We start from the raw sequence: 16,441 nt of genomic DNA, 5'->3' as shown, positions 1-16,441 counted from the left end.
CAATGGCTGATGCGGAAAAATCGTCCCTCAATTTCATTGAACGAATCATCGAAGATGATTTTGCCAGAGGGAAGCATTCTCAAGTCGTAACCCGTTTTCCGCCGGAGCCGAACGGCTACTTACATATCGGACATGCAAAGTCCATTTGTCTCAATTTTGGGCTTGCCAAGAAATATGGCGGACGTTGCCATCTTCGTTTTGACGATACCAATCCGGAAAAAGAATCTCTGGAATATATCGAGTCGATCAAGCGCGATGTACAGTGGTTGGGATTTTCCTGGGGAGCACATGAGTATTATGCCTCGGACTATTTTGAAGAGCTGTATAAACGCGCGGTACGGCTTATCAAGGCGGGGAAAGCCTACGTGGACGATCTCAGCCCCGAACAGATGCGTGAATATCGGGGTACCCTAACGAAACCGGGAAAAGAGAGTCCGAACAGAACACGCAGCATCGAAGAGAACCTCGATCTTTTCGAGCGGATGCGAAAGGGAGAATTCCCCGACGGAAGTATGCTGCTGCGGGCAAAGATCGACATGGCAAGCGGCAATATGAATATGCGTGATCCGGCACTGTACAGAATCCGAAGGATCAACCATCACCGGACAGGTGATGCGTGGTGTATCTACCCTATGTACGACTTCACCCATCCCCTTTCCGACGCTATCGAGGGCATCACCCATTCGATCTGTACCCTGGAGTTTGAAGATCACCGCCCTCTCTACGATTGGTCCGTTGAAGAGACGGAGATGGAATGCCATCCCCGGCAGATAGAATTTGCTCGCCTGAACCTCACGTATACGGTAATGAGTAAGCGAATTCTCCTTCAGTTGGTAACAGAAGGGCATGTATCGGGCTGGGACGATCCCAGGATGCCGACCATTAGCGGGCTTCGACGACGAGGCTACACGCCTGAGGCAATCCGTCAATTTGCCGATATCATCGGGGTTGCCAAGGTAAACAGCACCGTTGATATGGCCCTTCTCGAACACTGCCTGCGTGAGGATCTGAATCTGCGAGCGCTGAGGGTGATGGTGGTTCTTGATCCGGTCAAGGTTGTCATAGACAACTATCCCGAAGGAAAAGAGGAGCTGCTCGAAGCGGAAAACAATCCCGAGGACCCCGACGGAGGAATGCGCATGGTTCCCTTTTCCAGAGAGGTTTACATCGAAAGGGAAGACTTCATGGAAGATCCTCCGAAGAAGTTTTTCCGCCTTGCTCCCGGCAGGGAGATACGGCTTAAGCACGCCTACTACATTACCTGTGTTTCGGTTGAGAAAAACGAAGCGGGAGAGATTACGACCATCCACTGCAGCTACGATCCCGAAAGCAGGGGGGGAGGTACTCCCGACGGACGGAGGGTCAAGGGGACAAGCCATTGGGTCAGCGTTTCCCATGCAAAGGAGCTTGAGGTTCGTCTTTACGACAACCTTTTTACTTCGCCGGAGCCTGGTTCCCGCACCGGTAACTTTCTCGACGATCTGAATCCCGACTCCCTTTCCACCATCAAGGCGATGGCGGAACCCTCTCTAATCGATGCCGAACCGGAAGCGCACTATCAGTTTTTGAGGAAGGGCTACTTCACCGTGGACCCAAAGGAGAGTAAAAAGGGAGCTCCGGTTTTCAACCGAACGGTCACTCTCAGGGATAGTTGGGCAAAGCTTCAGAAAAAGATAGAGGCTTAAGGAGGATGCCGGTGAACAGGGAGGAGATATTCTACGATCCTCATTGTCACGCAATGAACCTTGCCCATCCAAACCTCCTGATGTTTATTCAGGAGTTCAGGAAGAATTTCACCGATGAGGTAATCAACGATATTTTTTCGCCGAATTACCTCATCGATTCACAGGTTCGCCACCCTGTTCACAATGCTCAGAACATGCTTGCGGTGATGGAGCATGATATTGCAGGCATTTTTAAGCTCATGGAGGACGACCTTTCCGGTCACTTTCTTAAAGAGAGAGATAAAACAGATGAGGAAGGAAGACGACCTCTCATCGAACACGGGGTACTGAAGTTCCGAAAACGGGAATATCGTCAGCTGGTACTCACTCCCCTGGTTATGGACTTTTCAAACAAGCGAAGAGTGGAAGGCGACCTTTACTATTCGCGTCCCCCCGAGCGTCCCTTGTGGCAATACGTCAGGGATACCCTGGAAGGAATCAAACGCTACCACAAGGAGCGCCCCGACGGCATACTGAGGATTTATCCCTTCCTCGGTATCAATACCAGAAACTATTCGCTTCGGGAGCTCGAAGAACTCTTGAAAAAGTACTTTTCGGTGTACAGTTCCTCATTCACCTTCCGAACAGAAACGACGAGGCTCATAAGTAGTTTTATGGGCCTCATGGAGGGGGTTGGCAGCAATGTATTCTCAGGCATCAAGGTCTACCCTCCCCTCGGCTTTGATCCGTGGCCCACGGAGGAGCCCGAAGAACTGGAAAAGGTAAAACTTCTTTTCAGATTTTGTCAAAAGCGAAAGATTCCAATCACGACCCACTGCGATGATCAGGGATATCGCACCATCCCGGTAAAGGTGGCGTGGCGCAACAGCTCCCCCCGGCGCTGGGCATCGGCGTTGGAGGCCTTCCCGGAGCTCAAAATCAACTTCGGCCACTACGGCTACCAGTACAATAAGAAGTGGGGAACCATCAGAAAGCTCGACTGGTTAAAAGAGATCTTCGCTCTTATGGATCGTTACGATCACGTTTATGCCGACTTCAGTTTCGACGGCACGAGGGCGGAGTATTACCCCTTTCTTCAGCAGCACCTTCTTGCGCTGCCCCCCCGTTTGAGGACAAAGGCACTTGCACGAACAATGTTCGGAACAGATTTCATGGTAAACCTTTCCAAGGTGAGAAGCTATCTCGATTACTATCTTACCTTCGAGGCCTCGTCCTTCTCAGACGAGGAGGTTCATCTCTTTTCTTCGACGAATCCGAGGCAGTTTCTCTTTACCGAGGATGGGCCCCTGGATCGTGTGAAGAATTTTTTCGGACAACGGTAACGGTTTTCCGTTTCAAAAGCCAGCAGCGGTGTGGTTTTCTCGCGTCGAAATCGGGCGGCAGGGTCTCCCGGGTAATCTCCAAACTTTCCGATCCCATAATCCTGCCTGGATCAAAGTGGAACTCTTTCTTGGTCGTACAAAAGAGTAGTCTGCCCCCATCGTTCAACAGTTTCATGGCAGCCGCTACAAACCAAACATAATCACGCTGAAGGTCGAAGGTCCCATCGGTTTTTCTGCTGTTGCTGAAAAGCGGGGGATCGAGAATAACCAGGTCGAATCCGGAACGCTCTTTATCGGCCTCCATGAGATATTTTCGCACATCTTCGGCTATAAAACGGTGCTGGTCACCAATAAAACCGTTCACCCGCAGATTCTTTTCCGCCCAAGCAAGATAGGAAGAGGAAAGATCGACGGTAACCGTTTCGAGAGCCCCTCCTGCCGCTGCGGCTACACTGAAGGCTCCGGTGTACCCAAAAAGGTTGAGAACCCGAAGCCCAAAGCTCTCCTCGGCCACCATCTTCCGTGTTAGGCGATGGTCCATGAAGAGCCCGGTATCTACGTAGTCGGTGAGGTTTACCAGAAAGGTCAGTCCGTTTTCCGTCACCGGGAAGAGTTCACCCGTATTGTCCAGCTTCTCGTATTGCGTGCGTCCGTGGAGCCTCGGGCGAAATTTGTAAAACACGTCATGAGGATCGACGTAAAGCGAAGAGGCAACCATAGCCTCCAGTTCGTTTCTTTTCAGTCCCGCAGGAACGTGTTTTGCAGTACCCTCATATTCGGTAATCAAAATACGCCTGTCATACAAGTCGATGGTATAGGGATAGAGGGCATCGTTCCTGTCGTAGACCCGGAAGCAGTTGGTTCTGTCGCCGGCAAAAAGCCTGCGGAAGCGCTGGTGCCGCTCCTTCAATATGGTGGAAAAAGATTTCATTCCCCCCACTCTACCCATGATGCCGCCGATATGCAAGAAGCTCCACGATCGGCTATTCTTGTAGTATATTAAAAAAACACTATCAACGAAGGAGGATACTATGAGCAATAAGGTCTCTTGTGAATGGAAGGGGGGAATGGCTTTTGAGGCAGATGTAACCGGACACACAATCGTTATGGACGCAGACGCTTCTTCAGGCGGAAATGACACGGGATCGAGGCCGAAGCCTCTCCTCCTTGCAGCCCTCGGAGGTTGTTCGGGAATGGATGTCGTATCGATCCTGAAAAAAATGCAGGAACCTCTTACATGGTTCAATATGGAAATCGAAGGCCAGGCGGCAGAAGAACATCCTCGCTACTACACAGAGGTAACAATCGTCTATCAGTTTAAGAAGGGTGACGGACTTGATGAGGCGAAGGTAGAAAAAGCGGTCCGTCTGAGCCAGGAGCGGTATTGCGGGGTAAGTGCCCAGCTTTCCAAGGGAGCACAGGTAAACTGGCGAATAGAATACCTGGAATAACGCTTTCCTCTTGTCTTTTTCAGCATGCTATGGGAAACTGTTTCTCATGAACGACGACACAGACAAAGTGCTCAGAGAACTTGAAGAGCAGAACGGTGGTAAAATTCGCTATAAAACCTATGCCCTGTTTCTTGGCAAAAACGGGGGAGGAGAACGGGACTTAGGCGGCCTGCTCTATGGAATCGAAGACCGTCTGATTTTTGAAGATTTTGAACGGCAGCCGAACATGCTTCTGGCATTGTTTAATTCCAAGAAAGAGGAATATACAAAATATAAGGTGGAATTTTCCTCTTCGGATATCACGGGATTCAGGGCCGTTGTGCTGGGACAGGTGAAGGCCGTCGTCAATGGGCGGATTTCACCTGAACGTGTGGCGGAATCGACAGGTCTGCGCAAGATGTTAGGACGAAGTGCCGTTGAAATTTGCCTAGAGGACGGTAGGGCCTTCTATTTTGAGCTTTTCGATATCAAGGGATTTACCCAGCATATGAAGGAGCTTGTATGAAAGCGTTTAAAGCCTACGACATAAGAGGGGTTTGGAACGAAGATTTTAATGCCGAGGATGTCTATAAGATAGGTTTTCACCTGCCCGGCCTTCTGGGTGCCGACAAGATCCTGGTCGGTCGAGATGTTCGCGTATCCAGCGAAACAATCTTCGAGGCCCTCTGTCGCGGCATAAACGACGCAGGAGCGGATGTTTGTGATGCGGGTCTTGCAACCACACCAATGGTCTATTGGGGAACAGCCCGTTTCGGTTACAATGCCTCCGTTCAGATCACTGCAAGCCACAATCCGGCACGATATAACGGGCTTAAGGTCTCCAAAAGCGGAGCGCTTCCGGTAGGTTACGATACCGGCCTCTCGGAACTTGAAAAGATGCTCGATGATCCCATCACCCCGGTAAAAAAACGGGGTTCGGTAGAGAGCGTGGATATACGCAGCCCCTACATAGCCTATATGAAGGCGTCGGTCCCAGACCTTTCAGGGATCAAACTATCGGTGGATTGCTCGAACGGCATGGCATCCATCCTGGTACACGAATTGCTGGGAGAGAGCCCCCGCTACCTTTTCGATACCCTGGATGGCTCCTTTCCCAACCACGAGCCCAATCCCCTCGAAGAAAAGAATGTAGAGGCATTGAAACAGGCCGTTAGAGCAAACAGCAGCGACGTGGGGATCATCTACGACGGTGATGCCGACAGGGTGATGTTCGTAGACGAAAAGGGGCAGTTTGTCCCTCCCGACCTCATTATCGCCCTCATGGGTCACCATTTTCTCAAAACAGAAAAGGGCAATGTGCTCATGGATATCCGCACCAGCAAATCCGTCTACGAGTATATCGAAAAACTCGGAGGCAAGGCCCACATGTGGAAGGTAGGCCACGCCTTTGCCAAGCTGAAGATGCGGGAGCTAAAAGCCATCTACGGGGGTGAGCTGGCCGGGCACTACTACATTCGGGACTTCTATAACTGCGACAGCGGTATGCTTGCCAGCCTGATTGTCCTCGATGTCCTCGCCGAGGCAAAAAAGCGGGGGCGCACCTTTTCCCAGTTGATCGATGATATTCGCAGCTATGCCAACTCCGGAGAGATAAACTTCCGGATCGAAAAAAAGCAGGAGGCGATGGATGCCCTCAAAGAGTACTTTGAGGGGAAAGAAAAACCGACAGCCTTTTTTGATTTCGACGGATACCGGATCGAATTCGCCGACTGGTGGTTTAATGTACGCCCCTCCAACACCGAACCCTATCTACGGCTCGTCGTCGAAGCAAAAACCGATGAGCTTCTTTCGGCAAAGTTGGAATCGATCACGTCGCTTCTTTCCGACTTTACCTGACATACCATGGAAAAACGGGCAATGAGAAGGGGCGACAAGGCAGTAACAGAGAGGGCCCAACTGTGGGCCGTTCTTGACAAAGCGGAGGTTCTGACCCTCTGTTTCAACGATGAGGGGAGTCCCTACGGGGTTCCGCTATCCTTTGGGACAGGCGAAGACGCCCTCTTTATCCACTGCGCCAGGGCGGGAAGAAAGTGGGACCTCTTGAACCAGGCGAAACCTATCTTCTTTCTTGCCTGGTGCGACGCAGCGTTGAAAAAGGGCGAGGAGGCTTGCAGCTATTCGATGCGCTATCGTTCGATAATGGGGACCGCCCTTCCCGTGCTTCTTGAGGATCCCGACGAAAAACGAGAAGGGCTCAATAGGATCATGCACAAATACACGGGCAGGAGCGATTTCGCCTTTCCCGATAAGAGACTCGAAGCTACCGGGGTTTTCCGCCTGGAGATCACATCCATGACAGGGAAGGCCTCGGGTTACTAAGAGCTGCAGATTTCACTTTTCCCTCTCGTGTGATTACCTTATAAGGATGAAAGATAAGCCGAAACCAATCGAATTGGATCTGCAAGGTGCAAGCTGCGCCAGTTGTATCTTTGCCATAGAGCATGAGGGGCGTAAGCTAAAGGGAGTAAAAGATATCAAGGTGGATAGTCTGCGCTCCAAGATTGTGATCGACCTCGATGAAAAAGAAAATGACGATCAGACAGAAATCACCGACAGGGTGATCAAAATCGTCAGAACCATCGGCTATGATGCCCAGCACCCTCAAACTTGAGCTTTTTTCCATTCCGGTGTATAACCGTGGCAGCTTAGAATAAATCAAGGAGAACCAGTCATGAAAATAGCACTCCCTGCCTCCGAAAGCGGAGAGATAGAGTCGCACTTCGGACACTGTTCCGGCTTTGTTGTCTTCACCATCGAAAATGGTGCCATTGCTTCGGAAGAGAGAGTCATCCCACCTCCGGGATGCGGATGCAAAAGTACCATCATTCCCGATCTTGTACATGCAGGAGTGACGATTATGATCGCGGGAAACATGGGTCCGGGGGCGGCGATGCTGATCGGCGATAACGGCATCGATCTCTACCGAGGCGCAGAGGGGAATGCACGAGAGGCTGTAGAGGCTTTTCTTGCGGGAAGGCTTTCGGATCACGATGTGGGATGTGGCGATCACGGTCATGACCACGAGTGTTCTCATCATTGAGCCGGTAAATCGTAAGGGATGATGAAACTTCTTCCCCTCTTTGTTTCCATGGCGACAGGCGCGCTTTGTGCCGCCCTTGTCGCCCGCTTTGTCCCCGCTTTTAGGGTAAAGGGGAAAGAGTCATTCTCTGCAGCCGGTTCCATCTTCCTGGATGCCCTTCTTGCTGGCCTGGTTGTATGGAAGCTGAGTCCTCTGTTCCTTCATGCTCGCTATTTCGCCCTTCATCCCGGCGCCCTGCTTTTTGCCCCGGGGGGCGGTATCGGCATAGTGGCCGGATCGGGTGCGGCATTACTCGTATCACTCTTTAGGCTCGTTTACCGGGGAAAGCATGCCATTGCGTTTGAGATGAGAAAAAAAGTGGCATTTCTGCTTCTTGTTTGGTATCTTGCAGCGGCTCTTACCGCCCTTGCCTACCAAGCGGCTGCGCACCACGGCTTTTTACCAGCGGAAACCGATGTCGGGTCATCGGTTATCTCCGCTTCCGAATACCAAGCCTTCGACGGGAATAGGTATCCCCTTTTTGAGGAAAACAGTGTCACGGTTGTCAACTTCTGGGCAAGTTGGTGTGGCCCCTGTAAAGGGGAGTTGCCGGAGATGATCTCCTTCTATGAAAAAACGCTATCTGCAGAGTCCGGCGGCCGAATTCGATTTTTGACCGTCAACCTGACCGCAACCGAAAAAAGTCACAGTCAGGTTGCCTCCTTTATTGTCAAGGAACAACTTCCCTTTCCCGTGATCGAGGATATCGACGGAAGGCTCTCGACAGCCTTCGCAGTATCATCTATCCCAAGCACCATCATTATGGCCCCCGACGGTAGAATCATTACAGAGCTGAAGGGAGTTCAGTCGGCGGCGTCCCTCGAGAGAGAGGCCCGATCAGCCCTGAACAAAGTGGAGGAATAGCGATGTTACACGACAAGAAAACAGAAGCAGAGGCAAGACGAGTCATGGAGGGATTTTGCAGGGTCTGCCGATACTGTGACGGCAGAAGCTGTGCCGGTGAGGTCCCTGGTATGGGAGGGACAGGAACAGGCTCTTCCTTCTTTGCCAATGTCAAAGCCCTTGAAGCCGTCCGTTTGAACATGCGGACGATCCACGGCGTACGTGATCCCAATACCGCCTGTACCTTCCTCTCCCACTCCCTTGCGTTTCCTGCAATGGCGGCCCCTCTCGGCGGTGTCGCTTTCAACATGAGTAAAAAGAGCAACGAAGCAAGCTATATCAATGCCGTTGTCACGGGATGCAGGGACGCTGGTACAATTGCCGGTACGGGCGACGGGGAGGAGGAGATTATTCACCACGAAGCGTGCCGTGCCATAGCAGGAGCCGGAGGATACGGAATTCCCTTTATCAAGCCCTGGGAGGGGAAAGAGATAGTAAAAAAGGCCGAGGAAGCAAGAAAGGCAGGGGCCCGGCAGATCGGTATCGATATCGATGCTTCGGGGCTGATAACCCTCAAGTTAATGGGTAAGCCGGTCTTTCCCCGCAAAAGGGAAGAGCTTGCCTCACTCATCAAAGAGATAGATATGCCGGTTATTCTTAAAGGGATCATGACCGCAGATGAGGCTAAGGCTGCCGTGGATGCCGGAGCTTGTGCAATCGTGGTATCGAACCACGGCGGGAGGGTCCTTGATGCAACGCCCGGTACGGCAGAGGTGCTGCCGAAGATAGCCGAGGTTGTAAAGGGAAGGATTCCTCTTCTTGTGGACGGAGGGATCAGAAGCGGTATCGATCTCTTCAAAATGCTTGCCCTCGGCGCCGATTTTGCCCTGATCGGAAGGCCCGTTGCAGTCGCGGCGCTGGGAGGCGGCAGAGCGGCTGTCCGGACACTGATGGAAACACTGCAACAGGAACTCTATCGTACCATGGTGATGACCGGTTGCGCTTCGCTTTCCGAAATCGACAGGAGCTCTCTCGCATGATCCCCGATTCACCGAAGATCACCCTCCTTGCATTCGTCGTCATCGCGGGAGCACTTCTCTTTGCCTTCTTACGCACATCCAAGCGGGGCACAAGAAATGGGGGGGCAACGAAAGCGGAACTTGAGCTTTTCGGCAGCTTATCGGCCGAAGCAACCACACTCCTCAACGAATCGGCATTACGTTGGGCCCGGCAGGGGCATAACCGGCAGAATACGGGGGAAAAGGAAGGGGAAGCATTTCCTTCAATTGCCTACTCTCCACTCCTGTGGCGAGATGACAAGCATATGCAGGAATTACTCGGCCGCCTTCACTCAGAGCTGAAGGAAGCCTTTCTGCACCTCCCGATTGCACTTGGAAACCGTTTCAAGGAGATCGAACCCCTTTTCGACAAGAAAGAGCTGCTCGATGAGGAGCATCACAACTTTGTCGATTTTCTGATCATCCTTCGCACAATCGGGAAACCCATGACATAAAATGCTTTACTTCCTCCTCTCCTTGTAGCATCTTTAAAAAAGATCAACTTCAAAAGGAGAGCGAACAGTGTTTGATCAGATTACGTTTCAGAGGGTTGAAGGGAAAAAGAATAAGCACCACATTACCTTTCTCGGGCTTTCGACCTGCGGCTTCTGTAAGCGCGGCATCGCATTTTTGAACGACAACGGTTTCGAATATGAATATATATATGTCGACAAGATCGATCCGAAAACGAAAAAAGCGATTGTCGAAGAGTTCCGCGACAAGTTCGATACCCGACTCCATTACCCTACCATTATCATCGACGACGAACATTATGAGATGGGATTTGTTCGTCCGGCATGGGAAAAACGATTGGAGGTATAAAGATGAACAAAGAGAGGGTCCTTCGGTTCATCGATAATGCCGCAGCACATAACGGCTGGAAGGTGGTCGCTGATAAGCAGCTTCTATCGGATCTTGCCGACGGGCTGCTTGCCAATTATGAGCGCTTTGGCTATATGCAGTGTCCATGCAGAGACAGCTGGGGTGAACGCGAGAAGGACAGAGACATCATCTGTCCCTGTAATTATGCGGCCGCGGATATAACGGAATTCGGTCACTGCTATTGCGCACTCTTTCAAAGTCAGAAGTTTTTCGATTCAGGAGAGGAACCTATCGGTATTCCGGAGCGCCGGCCCGATGATAAATTTCCATACTAAGATGCCACACATCTCAGCCGGAGCATCACCGAAAGAGCGCACGGAAGATCTGCTCGAAAAAGCCGGCCTTCTCAACCGACGCTGCGGCACGAACGGGATAAGAAGCGAGAAGCCGATCGCCTGCCGTGAGATAGAGATGTCCTAGTTCTTCTCCCTTTCTCACGGGTGCAGCAACCGCAGCCTCGGCCTCAAAAAAGCAGTGAAGCTCTCCCAGCTCCTCGGTGAAAAGCAGTTGAGCATCGGGCAGAGGCACGGCCACCTCGACGGAGCGCTCCTTTCCTCCGATAACGGAGAAGGGAGGTAACTTGGGTAAGTCGGGGATGATTACGGTAAAACGATAAAATCCATATGAAAGAAGATTTGTGCCGTCTATGACCCGATAGAGGTCGCCGTCGCGGCTATTCTCTCCGGGACCACCCATCAACACAGCAATGAGGCGTCGTCCCCTGGTCTCGGCAGTCAGAGCAACATTGTAGCCCGACTCATCGATATAGCCGGTCTTAAGGCCGTCGACCCAGGGATGACGACCCACAAGGCTGTTATGATTCGGCTGGGTGACGCTGCCATATACCGCTTTCACGCCGTTCTCGTTCTCGGTTTTCGGATAGCTGAAGCTTGTCAGACTATGCAGCTCCTTCAAACTTTCAGGATGTGTATCCACATAAAAGCGGGCGAAGCGGGCGAAGTCCAGAGCCGTGGCACGATTATGCTCGCTATAACCGGAGCTGTCTTCAAAAAAGATGGAAGAAAAGCCGAGGCGTCTCATCTCGTCGTTCATCATGGCGACATATGCCGGAGTGGAACCGGCAATCAAATCTGCTACAAGCACAGCGGCATCATTTCCACTTGGCAAGGCAAGGCCCCGCATAAGATCGATCAGCCGGACGCTCTGCCCCGCTTGAAGAAACATGAGCGAGGATCTTGGAGGCGCCGAACGAAAATCGGCAAAATCGGGAACAATGATCTCTTGATCGATGGAAAGACGCCCCTCCTCAATCTCTCGATAGATGAGATGGAGGGAAACCAGTTTCGTCATTGAAGCGGGAGGAATCACCTCATCACCATGCTTCACAAAGAGAAGGGTACCGGTCTCATCATCGATCAGTACTGCGGACCTGCAGGAGAGTTCGGGTACGGGACCTGCGTCCATTTCCGCAAACGGCAAATCGGATGGTCCTCGATACAATCCGGAATCAAATTCTCCGGGTAAAAGACGTTCAGTGAGGCGAACCGACACGGAGAGGGGTTCGGATACGCATATCCCGGCAGAAAGCAAAAAAAACAGCCAAAAAGATACAATACGAGAACGAAAGCGCTTTGTACGATGCATACTATTTCAACCACATACAGTAAGGCCGACCCTTTTATAGGGGCCGGCCCGATATCATTGTCGGAGTTTGTTATTCTGTAACAGGATTGGAAGTCGTGGGATTGTTTGCAAGCTGATAGTCAAGCTTCTGCAATGCCTGATCGGCCTTGAACTCTGCAAAAGCCGCATCTTCGTTTCGCTCGAACTCTTTTGATACCTCTTCGAATGAGTTAACGAGACTGTCTTTGCTATAGATCATGAGAACCCATACACCACCATCATCCATGGGTGTTCTGTTTTGTGTAACAGCACCGCTTAATGTGGTATCGGTAATCTGACGGGTAATACTTTCCGCAAAATTGATGACCTGAGTGTTGTCGTCAACCCCAGCTTCCTGAGCATAGGAAATAACGGCGGCCTGGATGGTTGCTTCAAGCTGAGCAGCTATATCGGCCCTGGCATTGGCTTCGGCAACTTTAATGGCAAGGGGAAGGCTTGACTGTTTTGCATAACCAACACCATAGATCGCATCGGTAGCCGTCGGGGGGTTGAGCACATAGTCAGGAAGATTCGAATCCGCCGGTTTTGCATCGGCTACTTCGGCGTCACCGGCACAACCGATCAGAGAGGCGGCGACAAGAACCACCGCAACGACAATACCAAATTTTTTCATTTGTTCTACTCCTCTTTACAATAATAGTGATACAGAACGTTAGAAAAGGTAACTCTTGGCAGCTTATTTTTCAATAGATAACGCTTTTTTTTTGACATGCAGGCCTCAAATTCAATATAGTAGTCGCTATGGCAAGAGGAAAAGAATACGGCTATCTGCTCGACGGCCTGAATTCCGAACGAGCGGAGATGATAAAGCGTGCATTGCGGGCCATTCCGGAGATCAAGAGTATTTCCATCCGCCCTTCCCAGGGGACGATACAACTTATAGCGACCAAGGATCCCGAGACGCAGGTAAAGATTGCCTGCGAAGTGGCGGGCTGCGTATTTCGTCTCAAGCTGGGACGAGGTCAGCTCGCCTGACCCCTTCATACTGTTCCAGTCCTGACTACCCATTCCGAGGCTTCCGTGGCTGCGAACGGAAAAGGGGCTGTTCCACCACGATATCCCGGCCGTGGGAAGCACACAGACCCAAAAAGGTTTCAAGCAAGGAACTGCGAAGGGAGAGCCAGACCTCTCCTTTTGCCCCATCGAGTGCGGCATCGAGGGCCTGTCTGTGCCCATCGCCGGATAGCTCCGCAGGACCAATTTCGTCAAGAACGACGATGTCGAGGGCTAAGCTCGCAAGCACAGAAGAAAGTCCCGCTTCGACTCCCTCACGGTAGAGAAAAAAGCGACCTACTCGGCAGGCACCCGGCGCGGGTGTAAGCCCGGCAATAGGAACCAGGCTCCTGCCGGGAAGTGTCTCAAGCAGAAAGCCCGACTTTCTGCTCCCCTCTTTTTCCCACAGCGGAAGGGTAAGAAAGCCGCCGAAGCTGCATCCCAGACGCTCGGCACGATCAAGATGATGCCGCAGCAGGGTGCTCTTCCCTCCGTTGACCGGTCCGGTAATCACTCGTACCAGCGGCAGAGGAAGCGTGCTCATTCCCTGCCGCTTATGAAAGACTGAAGCACTTCATAGCCTTTCAGGGAATCGTTACAATCCACCACCACCGTCAGCTCGGTCATGGTCGAAACGATCTCGTAGACATTAATACGCTCCCAGGCAAGGCGCCTGACCGCCTGATAGACCATACCCGGCGTCTCGATAAATCCGTCTTCAAACAAAAGCGTAAGGGAAACCAAACCGGTCTTATGGCCGAGGAGTGTCTCATCAGCTAAAAATTGAGCGACCTGATCGGCATATTTATCGCTGATGACGATACTGATTTCATCATTGCCAATGGAAATATTGAGAAAATCACCTCTTCCGAGATGAACGATCGAATAAAGATCCTGGAGCCTATCCAAAAGTTCCGATCGCTTTACGACATTGAAGTCGCAGATATTCGTTTTCATTACGATCTGGCAGGAGATACCGCTCTCTGTTCCAAGCTTTGCCAGGCGGGCGACCTCTTCTCCGTAGCGACGAAGTGCCATGACCACGGCAGACTCCTTGACCGGCTTCTCCAAGCGGCTTGCGACTTGAGGCGCAAGCTCGGATGCCAAATTCCCGTAACTCAAGATCCCCCGCGCCATTGCTTCGAGTAAAAACGGGTTGCGCTCGATCAATCCCTTTACAACACTGCTGATGGTTTCCATATACCTCGCCTCTTGCAACAAAAATAACAATCTGTTATTATAAATACAATATGTTTATATATAGACATTCTATCACATTTTCTGTAGAATGTATAGAAACCGGTAAGGAGGTTCCTTATGGAACGACAATTTCGTGGTGTGTATACGGCCCTGATTACCCCTTTTACCAAAAAGGGAACTATCGATGAAGAGGCCTTTGAAAAAATCATAGAAGATCAGATTGCATCCGGCATCGACGGATTGGTGCCCTGTGGAACAACGGGCGAAAGTCCAACCCTCAGCCACATCGAACACGACCGCGTGATAGAGCTTAGCATCAAGTTCGCAAATGGAAGGGTTCCGGTTATTGCGGGAACGGGAAGCAATGCAACAAGTGAAGCGATACGCCTCTCACGCCATGCCGAAGAGGCCGGTGCCTCAGGGCTCCTCCTTGTTAACCCCTACTACAACAAGCCGACCCAGAAGGGGCTCTACCTCCACTTCAAGGCCGTGGCCGAGGTGGTCAATATTCCCTGCATTGTGTACAATATCAAGGGACGCAGCGGTGTCAATGTCGAGACGCAAACCATGTCGAAGCTTATGGAAGCAAGCAGCATGATTGCCGGTGTAAAGGAAGCATCGGGAAATCTCGATCAAATGAAGGATGTCATCGCCGAGAGAAACAGTAAGCGGAAGGATTTCAGCGTCCTTTCCGGGGACGACAATATGACCTTGCAGCTCGTCGAGGCGGGCGGAGACGGCGTAGTTTCGGTGGCAAGCAATCTGATCCCGAAAAGAATGGTGGAATTTGTTCATGCGGCCCTTGACGGCGATATGGAAAAGGCACGCAACGAAGAAGCGGCTCTCATGCCTTTCTTCCGTGCGATGTTTCTTGAAACCAACCCCATCCCCGTCAAAACAGCCATGGCCATGCAGGGTTGGTGCGAGGAGGAGTTTCGACTTCCCATGTGCAGCCTCTCCGACGACACCCATCGAGAGACATTGAAGCAGCTGCTCGAAAGACTCGAAGTTCCCAGAGGGTAAAACAGTACAGCAAGGAGTACATAGCATTATGGCACACATCAACGAGCATTATCGCAAGCTTTCGGCCGGTTATCTCTTTCCTGAGATTGCACGACGAAGTCAGGCGTTTTTGAAAAGTCACCCCGATCGCAAGCTGTTGAAGCTCGGGATCGGGAACACTACGGAGCCGATCACCCCTTCGGTCATCGAAGGGTTGCATCGGGGGGTAGAAAAGCTTGCCTCCCCGGCGACCTATACGGGTTACGGTGACGAACAGGGCCAGGAAGAATTGCGGAAGGCCTTGTGCGATTTTTATGCCGCCCGGGGGGTGAAGCTGGCAATTGATGAGTTCTTCATCAGCGACGGGGCAAAGCCGGACTCGGGGAATATTCAGTCGATCTTCGGCCTCGACAACATCGTGGCGGTCCAGGACCCGGCCTACCCCGTCTATGTCGACTCCAACGTCATCAGCGGACGGACCGGCGCCTACGATAAGGCTTCGGGGCGCTATGAGGGCATCTACTACATGCCTTGCAACAGTGAAAACGGCTTTTTTCCGGAGGTCCCCGATGCAAAAGTGGATCTCATCTACCTCTGCAGCCCCAACAATCCAACCGGAGCCGTTGCCACCAGAGAGCAGCTCGCAGCCTTTATCGACTATGCAATTAAAAACAAGGCGATCATCATCTACGATGCAAGCTATGCCGAGTACATCTCCGAGGCGGCTCTTCCGAAGTCGATCTTCGAGATCGAGGGAGCAAAGAAATGCGCCATAGAGATCAACAGTCTTTCAAAGTTCTCCGGCTTTACCGGCGTCCGTCTCGGCTGGTCGATCGTGCCGAAGGAGTTGACGGTCGAGGGTAGCGAAGCCGGAGAATTGAACTCGCTTTGGAACCGCAGACAGTGCACCTTCTTTAACGGTGCCAGTAATATCGTCCAGGAAGGGGCCCTTGCCGTTTTCTCCCCCAAGGGGATTGAGGAAAGCAATAAGCTGGTGGCCTACTACATGGAAAACGCCCGAATCATACGGGAAGGACTCCAGTCTCTCGGCCTTACCGTTTTCGGGGGAGACAACGCTCCCTATCTGTGGCTCCAAACCCCGGGAGGCATGAGCAGCTGGGACTTCTTCGATAAGCTTATCGAAGAAACCAATGTTGTCGGAACCCCCGGAAGCGGTTTTGGACCGGCCGGTGAGGGCTATTTCAGGCTGAGCGCCTTTGGCCACCGTGACGATATTATCCGTGCGGTAGAAAGCATCAAGTCGAATTTGAAGCTCTAAGAA

The 16,441-nt window shown here is 51.8% G+C and carries 21 protein-coding genes; 16 read left to right on the top strand and 5 right to left on the bottom strand.

The window, feature by feature from the left end; genetic code table 11:
- The first annotated feature begins 2 nt into the window (after positions 1-2).
- Together SPIRS_RS07475 and SPIRS_RS07470 are read left to right on the top strand one after the other, a co-directional pair.
- Positions 3-1,685, top strand: a complete 1,683-nt coding sequence (locus SPIRS_RS07475; protein ID WP_013254072.1) for a glutamine--tRNA ligase/YqeY domain fusion protein — start codon at positions 3-5, stop codon at positions 1,683-1,685.
- A gap of 5 nt (positions 1,686-1,690) precedes the next feature.
- Positions 1,691-3,007, top strand: a complete 1,317-nt coding sequence (locus SPIRS_RS07470; protein ID WP_013254071.1) for an amidohydrolase family protein — start codon at positions 1,691-1,693, stop codon at positions 3,005-3,007.
- On the opposite strand, the gene SPIRS_RS07465 is transcribed toward SPIRS_RS07470, so the two are convergent.
- Positions 2,955-3,938 carry a class I SAM-dependent methyltransferase gene (locus tag SPIRS_RS07465; protein ID WP_148224043.1) on the bottom strand — a complete coding sequence of 328 codons (984 nt, stop codon included), beginning with the start codon at positions 3,936-3,938 and terminating at the stop codon, positions 2,955-2,957. The two genes, SPIRS_RS07470 and SPIRS_RS07465, sit on opposite strands and share 53 nt — an antisense overlap.
- 100 nt (positions 3,939-4,038) lie before the next feature.
- Between SPIRS_RS07465 and SPIRS_RS07460 the strand changes: the two genes are divergently transcribed.
- The 11 genes from SPIRS_RS07460 to SPIRS_RS07410 all read left to right on the top strand — a co-directional run bounded on the left by SPIRS_RS07460 (position 4,039) and on the right by SPIRS_RS07410 (position 10,595).
- Positions 4,039-4,458, top strand: coding sequence for an OsmC family protein (locus SPIRS_RS07460; RefSeq protein ID WP_013254069.1), 420 nt, complete (start codon positions 4,039-4,041; stop codon positions 4,456-4,458).
- A 46-nt stretch (positions 4,459-4,504) separates the two neighbouring features.
- A complete protein-coding gene (locus SPIRS_RS07455; RefSeq protein WP_013254068.1) occupies positions 4,505-4,963 on the top strand; it encodes a hypothetical protein in 459 nt (152 codons plus the stop codon).
- Positions 4,960-6,294 carry a phosphomannomutase/phosphoglucomutase gene (locus tag SPIRS_RS07450; protein ID WP_013254067.1) on the top strand — a complete coding sequence of 445 codons (1,335 nt, stop codon included), beginning with the start codon at positions 4,960-4,962 and terminating at the stop codon, positions 6,292-6,294. Before SPIRS_RS07455 ends, SPIRS_RS07450 begins: the two co-directional genes overlap by 4 nt.
- 6 nt (positions 6,295-6,300) lie before the next feature.
- Positions 6,301-6,777: a pyridoxamine 5'-phosphate oxidase family protein gene (locus tag SPIRS_RS07445; RefSeq protein ID WP_245537727.1), complete on the top strand. Its 477-nt coding sequence runs from the start codon at positions 6,301-6,303 to the stop codon at positions 6,775-6,777.
- Positions 6,778-6,823: 46 nt separating this feature from the next.
- A complete protein-coding gene (locus SPIRS_RS07440; protein WP_013254065.1) occupies positions 6,824-7,069 on the top strand; it encodes a cation transporter in 246 nt (81 codons plus the stop codon).
- Between the two features lie 60 nt (positions 7,070-7,129).
- Positions 7,130-7,498: a NifB/NifX family molybdenum-iron cluster-binding protein gene (locus tag SPIRS_RS07435; RefSeq protein WP_013254064.1), complete on the top strand. Its 369-nt coding sequence runs from the start codon at positions 7,130-7,132 to the stop codon at positions 7,496-7,498.
- 18 nt (positions 7,499-7,516) lie between these two features.
- Positions 7,517-8,401: a TlpA family protein disulfide reductase gene (locus SPIRS_RS07430; protein WP_245537726.1), complete on the top strand. Its 885-nt coding sequence runs from the start codon at positions 7,517-7,519 to the stop codon at positions 8,399-8,401.
- 2 nt (positions 8,402-8,403) lie between these two features.
- Positions 8,404-9,420 (top strand): alpha-hydroxy-acid oxidizing protein, encoded by a 1,017-nt coding sequence (locus tag SPIRS_RS07425; protein WP_013254062.1) that lies wholly within the window; start codon positions 8,404-8,406, stop codon positions 9,418-9,420.
- On the top strand, positions 9,417-9,893 hold the full coding sequence (locus SPIRS_RS07420) for a hypothetical protein (protein ID WP_013254061.1): 477 nt from the start codon (positions 9,417-9,419) through the stop codon (positions 9,891-9,893). The genes SPIRS_RS07425 and SPIRS_RS07420 overlap by 4 nt, the downstream gene beginning before the upstream one ends.
- A 67-nt stretch (positions 9,894-9,960) precedes the next feature.
- On the top strand, positions 9,961-10,260 hold the full coding sequence (locus SPIRS_RS07415; RefSeq protein WP_013254060.1) for a glutaredoxin family protein: 300 nt from the start codon (positions 9,961-9,963) through the stop codon (positions 10,258-10,260).
- Between the two features lie 2 nt (positions 10,261-10,262).
- Positions 10,263-10,595 carry a ferredoxin-thioredoxin reductase catalytic domain-containing protein gene (locus tag SPIRS_RS07410; protein WP_013254059.1) on the top strand — a complete coding sequence of 111 codons (333 nt, stop codon included), beginning with the start codon at positions 10,263-10,265 and terminating at the stop codon, positions 10,593-10,595.
- 25 nt (positions 10,596-10,620) lie between these two features.
- Here the strand turns inward: SPIRS_RS07410 and SPIRS_RS07405 are convergent, their stop codons facing one another.
- Together SPIRS_RS07405 and SPIRS_RS07400 are read right to left on the bottom strand one after the other, a co-directional pair.
- Positions 10,621-11,760, bottom strand: coding sequence for a D-alanyl-D-alanine carboxypeptidase family protein (locus SPIRS_RS07405; RefSeq protein WP_245537725.1), 1,140 nt, complete (start codon positions 11,758-11,760; stop codon positions 10,621-10,623).
- A 235-nt stretch (positions 11,761-11,995) separates the two neighbouring features.
- Complete coding sequence (locus SPIRS_RS07400) at positions 11,996-12,577, bottom strand: LPP20 family lipoprotein (protein WP_013254057.1); 582 nt, start codon at positions 12,575-12,577, stop codon at positions 11,996-11,998.
- A gap of 128 nt (positions 12,578-12,705) precedes the next feature.
- Between SPIRS_RS07400 and SPIRS_RS07395 the strand changes: the two genes are divergently transcribed.
- Complete coding sequence (locus SPIRS_RS07395) at positions 12,706-12,939, top strand: hypothetical protein (RefSeq protein ID WP_013254056.1); 234 nt, start codon at positions 12,706-12,708, stop codon at positions 12,937-12,939.
- Positions 12,940-12,964: 25 nt separating this feature from the next.
- Here SPIRS_RS07395 and SPIRS_RS07390 read toward each other — a convergent pair whose 3' ends face one another.
- Positions 12,965-13,501: a nucleoside-triphosphatase gene (locus tag SPIRS_RS07390; protein WP_013254055.1), complete on the bottom strand. Its 537-nt coding sequence runs from the start codon at positions 13,499-13,501 to the stop codon at positions 12,965-12,967.
- On the bottom strand, positions 13,498-14,157 hold the full coding sequence (locus SPIRS_RS07385) for a hypothetical protein (RefSeq protein WP_013254054.1): 660 nt from the start codon (positions 14,155-14,157) through the stop codon (positions 13,498-13,500). Before SPIRS_RS07385 ends, SPIRS_RS07390 begins: the two co-directional genes overlap by 4 nt.
- Positions 14,158-14,274: 117 nt before the next feature.
- Here SPIRS_RS07385 and dapA point away from each other — a divergent pair, with 117 nt between their 5' ends.
- Both dapA and SPIRS_RS07375 read left to right on the top strand, forming a co-directional pair.
- Positions 14,275-15,180 carry a 4-hydroxy-tetrahydrodipicolinate synthase gene (dapA, locus tag SPIRS_RS07380; protein ID WP_013254053.1) on the top strand — a complete coding sequence of 302 codons (906 nt, stop codon included), beginning with the start codon at positions 14,275-14,277 and terminating at the stop codon, positions 15,178-15,180.
- A gap of 28 nt (positions 15,181-15,208) precedes the next feature.
- Complete coding sequence (locus SPIRS_RS07375) at positions 15,209-16,438, top strand: LL-diaminopimelate aminotransferase (RefSeq protein WP_013254052.1); 1,230 nt, start codon at positions 15,209-15,211, stop codon at positions 16,436-16,438.
- Positions 16,439-16,441: the final 3 nt, after the last annotated feature.

The sequence above is a fragment of the Sediminispirochaeta smaragdinae DSM 11293 genome, from assembly GCF_000143985.1.
Taxonomy (GTDB): domain Bacteria; phylum Spirochaetota; class Spirochaetia; order DSM-16054; family Sediminispirochaetaceae; genus Sediminispirochaeta; species Sediminispirochaeta smaragdinae.
This window is presented reverse-complemented; position numbering and strand designations above follow the sequence as displayed.